This window comes from Geobacillus sp. CCR (assembly GCF_052906625.1).
This window is the reverse complement of record NZ_JBREBQ010000071.1, coordinates 1-5,335: the sequence shown is the minus strand read 5'-3', so window position 1 is coordinate 5,335 and position 5,335 is coordinate 1. Positions and strand designations below refer to the sequence as shown.

The following is a 5,335-nucleotide window of genomic DNA, read 5'->3' as shown; positions in this document are numbered from 1 at the left end:
GACCAACGGATCATCATGCGATACCGGATGGGGCCGCTGGAGAGGGAAGAGGTGGCGGGCTACATCGAGCATCGGATGAAACAGGCCGGGGCGAAGCATCCGATCTTCACTCCATCGGCGTTAGAGGCGATTGCCCTGCAGTCGCGGGGATGGCCTCGGGTGATCAACACGTTGGCCACGACGTGCCTGTTATACGGGTATCAGCTGAAAAAGGACGCCATTGACGAAGAAGTGGTGCGCATGGCCGCGGAGGAAATGGGGTATTAGCACGAAAGGGGCCGAATCGGCCTCTTTTGTGCTTTCACTTTTCCATTTTCCATCGGTCCATCAGGCGCGTTGGAAATCTTCATCTGAAAGAGCGTGCAAACGTTCCGAAAGAATGTGCAAAATCCGGAACAATCCGCAAAAATTTTGCACATTATTTCAGAATCCATCTGAAATAATTTGAAAAAGTGATTCTGAAATAATGTGCTAATTTACACCAGCCTTGAATGCCTTCTTCGTTTTCAGCGACCAAACATAAATTTGCGGCAATGGTCGATTCCCATTTTTCAAACGATGGTGCTGTCGTTTCAAACGTTGCTTGTCCTGTCGCAATTCCTTGCTCGTAAATTTCCTTCACTTGCATCCAATCCTCTTTGCGAAAGCTACGAATGTTCATATGAAAAATCCCTCCTTATTTTCATACAGAAAAGGCACTAGGAATCGCCTAATGCCTTTTCCATGTAACATTAGCAACACTCACGCTTTTCTTCCCCAACGAGTTCCGATCTGTTACACCACATTTTTTAAGGTTTCATTGCTTTAATGATCGCAGAAACAATGTAATCCTCGATGTTCGCTCCAGGCACCCAATCTTTGATAAACTCCTTCGATTCATCTTTTGGTTCAATGGTGATCTGTGTGAATCCACTCTGTTGTAACATGGATTCCAGTTCACCAATCGATGCTGCTCCTGATACGCAGCCCGAATACAAGACATCCATATTGTTTTTGATTTCCGATGGAAGTTCTGCCGTCGCCACAACGTCGGAAATGACAAGGCGCCCTCCTGGTTTCAGCACACGATAGGCTTCCTTGAACACCTGGGGCTTATCTGGAGAAAGATTAATGACGCAATTGGAAATAATGACATCCACCGAACCATCTGCCACCGGTAAATATTCGATTTCTCCTAACCGAAATTCAGTATTGGTAAAGCCACCCTTGGCAGCATTGTTGCGTGCTTTGCTGATCATTTCTGGTGTCATATCCACACCAATGACGCGCCCGGTTTCTCCGACCTGACGAGCAGCCAAAAAGCAATCGAAACCGGCACCACAACCAAGATCCAACACCACATCTCCGGGGTTCAATTCCGCAATTGCTAGCGGGTTGCCGCAACCAAGTCCAAGATTAGCTCCTTCTGGCACGGCAGATAATTCCTCATCCGAGTATCCTAGTTTTGCTGATACCTCATTAGGTGTACCACAACATCCGGAAGAGTCTGAACAACAGCTTCTAGAATTTACTTCCTGCAGCGCAATTTGCTTATAGCGGCTGCGGACATTTTGCCGGATTTGATCGTTATTAACGTGATTCATAAGTTATCACTCCTTAAATGATATAGAATAAAAATCCTGATAACGTTGCCATCGTCATGACAGAACCTACAAACGCAAAGACCAGCTTCTTTCTAAAGATACTGTGTAATCATGTGATCTCCGGTAAGCTTGCCCCTGCTGAGCTAACCATCGGCGCCATAACAGGTCCTAATGCCATGCCTTTTGCAATCAACATTTGTGAAATGGGAATCATCGTGAAAAGGCGGATATACAAAGGAATTCCGATGATTGCTGCAAGTGGAACAAGCCACCACTTATCACCCCCCCATATAGGTTGAAATCCATTCTGTCAGTACAGCACCATGAATAATGGCTTCAATGCCTGCACCCAAAAGCAAATATGGATAAACCGTTTTTATTAAGTGAAAGGTCTCCTGTAAAGCTTCTCTCATGTTTCGTTTCTTTCCGATCTCTACTTCTCCTTTCACCATTACTTGCTTAACTTGATTTTCAAATCCGAGTTTTTCAAGCGTGAAACCAATCAGTATGGATAAAATGGTTGTGATAATGGTATAAGAAATCGCCACTTTTACTCCGAGTGTCGCAGCCATGAGTGTCAATATGATTGGATCGAGCACAGGAGAATCAAAGAGAAAAATCATCACAATACCGAAACGGACCTTCTGGTTTAAAAGCGATACGACAACTGGGATCGTAGAACATGAGCAAAACGCAAACGCGACAGCAACCAATGCTCCGAATAACGGATGGCGCTTTGTTAACAAACTTTGCATTTTATCATAAGGAATATATCCTTACTGAAAAGTGAATGACGAACGAAATAGCCAAAAACAAAAGAGTTAATTCTAACGCAATATAAGAGAAAGTCTTGAAAAATCGCTATGCTCATTGATTATCTCTCCTTATTTTATTTGCAAATTACAACTATATGTTTAACAAACAGGCAAGCCTAGATATACTTGCCTCAAAATAACGGTTTACAACATACACTTGATTTTGCCATACACTCATTCAACAATTTAATCGAACGAATCACGGTTTCTTTCTCAAATTCCGTCATATGTGAAAACACTTCTTCTAGATATCGATTTATTTCTCGATCAATGGTTGTTGCGATAAACTTTCCTTCGGTGGTTAACGATAACGTGTATACTCTTCGATCTTCAGGAAGCGGCGTTTTTTTTACTAATCCCTTTTTCACTAAATTTTGAATCTGTCTGCTGAACGTGGTAATATCCATTCCTAATGCTTCAGCCACTTGTTGCATGGAGGGATGTTCTCTTTTGTCAATTTCATAAAGAATATGGCTTTGAACGAGAGAAATATCTACATCATCAATCGAACAGCAATTTTTATTTAGCAATCCAAAACGACGTGTCATCACTTGAAACAACTCTCTAATGTTTTCCATTTTTTTCACCTCTATAATTATTTATATCACATTATTTGCAAATTGCAACTTTTTTATTTTAAAAAATAAAGAAAATTTTATCGACATGTCTCGTCCTTTGTTTTGTATGAAGTATTTATTAAATAAAATCAGCCGAGAAGATTCTTCTCGGCTGTCATTTAGTCTTATTCGCCTGTTTCAGCAAATTTTTTGATGCGCGCGCCGATTTCATCGCGAACACGACGGAATACAGCTAATTTTTCCTCCTCCGTTCCTTCCGCCTTTGCCGGATCATCAAATCCCCAATGAACACGTTTCACATTTGGTGGGGTTACTGGACAATGGTCCGCTGCATGACCACATAATGTTACTACCAAATCCGCTTTATTTAAAATTTCCGGATCAATGATATCCGATGTCTGGTTCGAAATATCAATTCCTACTTCTTTCATGACTTTTACCGCGTTTGGATTTAGTCCATGCGCTTCAATACCGGCGCTGTACACTTCCCACTCGTCGCCAAGATATTTTTTTGCCCATCCTTCTGCCATTTGGCTGCGGCAAGAGTTACCTGTGCATAAGAAGTAAATGATCTTTTTGTTTTTCATGTTTCCTTCCACCTCTGTTGTTAGTATGATACTGATTCTGTTTTAAAGTATTTTCGTTGAAACCATAGTGCCACGTTGACTAACGCAATCATGACAGGCACTTCCACCAGTGGTCCAATAACAGCTGCAAATGCTGCACCGGAATGGATCCCAAACACGCCAACAGCTACGGCAATCGCTAACTCAAAGTTATTACTGCCGGCTGTAAAGGCAAGTGTTGTGGTTACAGGGTATCTCGCTCCAAATTTCCTCCCTAAGAAGAAGGAAACGAAGAACATCAACACAAAGTAAATCAACAATGGAATGGCAACTCTCACTACATCCAACGGCAAGCTTACAATGACGTCTCCTTTTAAAGAGAACATGACGATAATCGTAAACAACAAAGAAATCAATGTAATCGGGCTGACTTTTGGAATAAATACTTTTTCATACCATTGTCTGCCCTTTGCTTTTACTAACAAAAAGCGCGTCAACATTCCGCCAAGAAACGGAATTCCTAAGTAAATAAACACCGACTTAGCGACTTCCATCATTGTAATATTAACGACAGCACCTTCTAGTCCTAACCATTCTGGAATGATCGTCACAAACACATACGCATAAACAGAGTAAAATAGCATTTGGAATACAGAGTTAAACGCCACCAATCCAGCTGCGTACTCCCTGTCTCCTTTCGCTAAATCATTCCAGACAATCACCATCGCAATACAACGTGCCAGACCGATCATGATGAGTCCGACCATGTATTCCGGTTTATCCGGTAAGAATATGATCGCCAACAAAAACATAAGAATCGGTCCAATAATCCAGTTTTGTACGAGCGATAACACTAATACTTTCACATCTTTAAAGACGCGCCCAATCTCCTCATAACGAACTTTTGCTAACGGAGGATACATCATTAAAATTAAGCCAATCGCAATTGGAATTGATGTGGTCCCTACCTGCAAACTGTTCATTCCGTCTACAAAGCCTGGAAAGACAAATCCTAATCCAATTCCTGCTGCCATAGCAAGGAAAATCCAAAGCGTGAGGTATTGATCCAAAAACGATAGACGTTTTTTCCCCGTATTATTCATTTTTTCCCCCTAATAATTTAAATTAGTAGGTTAACAACCGCAACGGAGCGTAGGGTTGGTTTCCTCAATCTTACGAATATTCTCTGTTTGATCTGGAATATGTTGCAGAATATCTTGGATGAAATCATATAACTCATTTTGTGAATTGAGGGAATAATAAATCCACTGTCCCCTCTTATCTTCTTTTACTAATCCTGCATCTTTTAACTTGCGAAGATGCTGACTAATCGCCGGCTGACTCATGTCAAACACCTCAAGAAGCTCGCATACACAACACTCACGTTGTTTTAAAATTGCCATGATCGTTAAACGTGTTTTATCACCAAGCAACTTTAAAACATGTGATGCTTTTTCTATTTCCACTACTGTCTTTTGCACGGGAACACCTCCTATTCTTGTATAATTATATAGCTATTTACTTATATATGAACGAAAATGAAATATGATACTCCTAAATGGTGTGAGTAAAATATTTGTGGGTGACATTCCGAAATGATCCCCGACGAGGGTTGCGAACTTTTGTTCGCGACGCTCGTCGGGGCCACCAAGCGAAGCGCGGTAGAAAAAAGCAAATGTCATGCAAAAAGGACTCTCTCCCTGCTATGATGGTGATGACCAACATCCATAAAACAGGAGGGAGAGAGTCCATGAAACATCTTACCACAGAATGGCCTTTATTAAAAGAGCTGG

6 protein-coding genes and 2 pseudogenes are annotated in these 5,335 nt (G+C 41.5%); 1 reads left to right on the top strand and 7 read right to left on the bottom strand.

The annotated features are described in order from the left end of the window. Window positions 1-267: pseudogene (locus ACVBDQ_RS17575) on the top strand (AAA family ATPase); the annotation flags it as partial. 151 nt (window positions 268-418) lie between these two features. Here the strand turns inward: ACVBDQ_RS17575 and ACVBDQ_RS17570 are convergent. From ACVBDQ_RS17570 to ACVBDQ_RS17540, 7 genes and pseudogenes are all read right to left on the bottom strand, one after another. After that, on the bottom strand, window positions 419-661 hold the full coding sequence (locus tag ACVBDQ_RS17570) for an N-acetyltransferase family protein (protein ID WP_446663374.1): 243 nt from the start codon (window positions 659-661) through the stop codon (window positions 419-421). 127 nt (window positions 662-788) lie between these two features. Next, window positions 789-1,583 (bottom strand): arsenite methyltransferase, encoded by a 795-nt coding sequence (locus ACVBDQ_RS17565; RefSeq protein WP_011230096.1) that lies wholly within the window; start codon window positions 1,581-1,583, stop codon window positions 789-791. Between the two features lie 13 nt (window positions 1,584-1,596). Next, window positions 1,597-2,454 (bottom strand): annotated as a pseudogene (locus tag ACVBDQ_RS17560) (permease). Window positions 2,455-2,529: 75 nt separating this feature from the next. Next, window positions 2,530-2,976, bottom strand: a complete 447-nt coding sequence (locus tag ACVBDQ_RS17555) for a MarR family winged helix-turn-helix transcriptional regulator (protein ID WP_011230094.1) — start codon at window positions 2,974-2,976, stop codon at window positions 2,530-2,532. A 164-nt stretch (window positions 2,977-3,140) separates the two neighbouring features. Then, window positions 3,141-3,563, bottom strand: a complete 423-nt coding sequence (gene arsC, locus ACVBDQ_RS17550; RefSeq protein WP_011230093.1) for an arsenate reductase (thioredoxin) — start codon at window positions 3,561-3,563, stop codon at window positions 3,141-3,143. 20 nt (window positions 3,564-3,583) lie between these two features. Next, the gene (gene arsB, locus ACVBDQ_RS17545; protein WP_171698953.1) at window positions 3,584-4,645 is read right to left on the bottom strand and encodes an ACR3 family arsenite efflux transporter; all 1,062 of its coding nucleotides are present in this window, start codon (window positions 4,643-4,645) and stop codon (window positions 3,584-3,586) included. 30 nt (window positions 4,646-4,675) lie between these two features. After that, window positions 4,676-5,023 carry an ArsR/SmtB family transcription factor gene (locus ACVBDQ_RS17540; RefSeq protein ID WP_011230091.1) on the bottom strand — a complete coding sequence of 116 codons (348 nt, stop codon included), beginning with the start codon at window positions 5,021-5,023 and terminating at the stop codon, window positions 4,676-4,678. Between the last annotated feature and the right edge of the window lie 312 nt (window positions 5,024-5,335).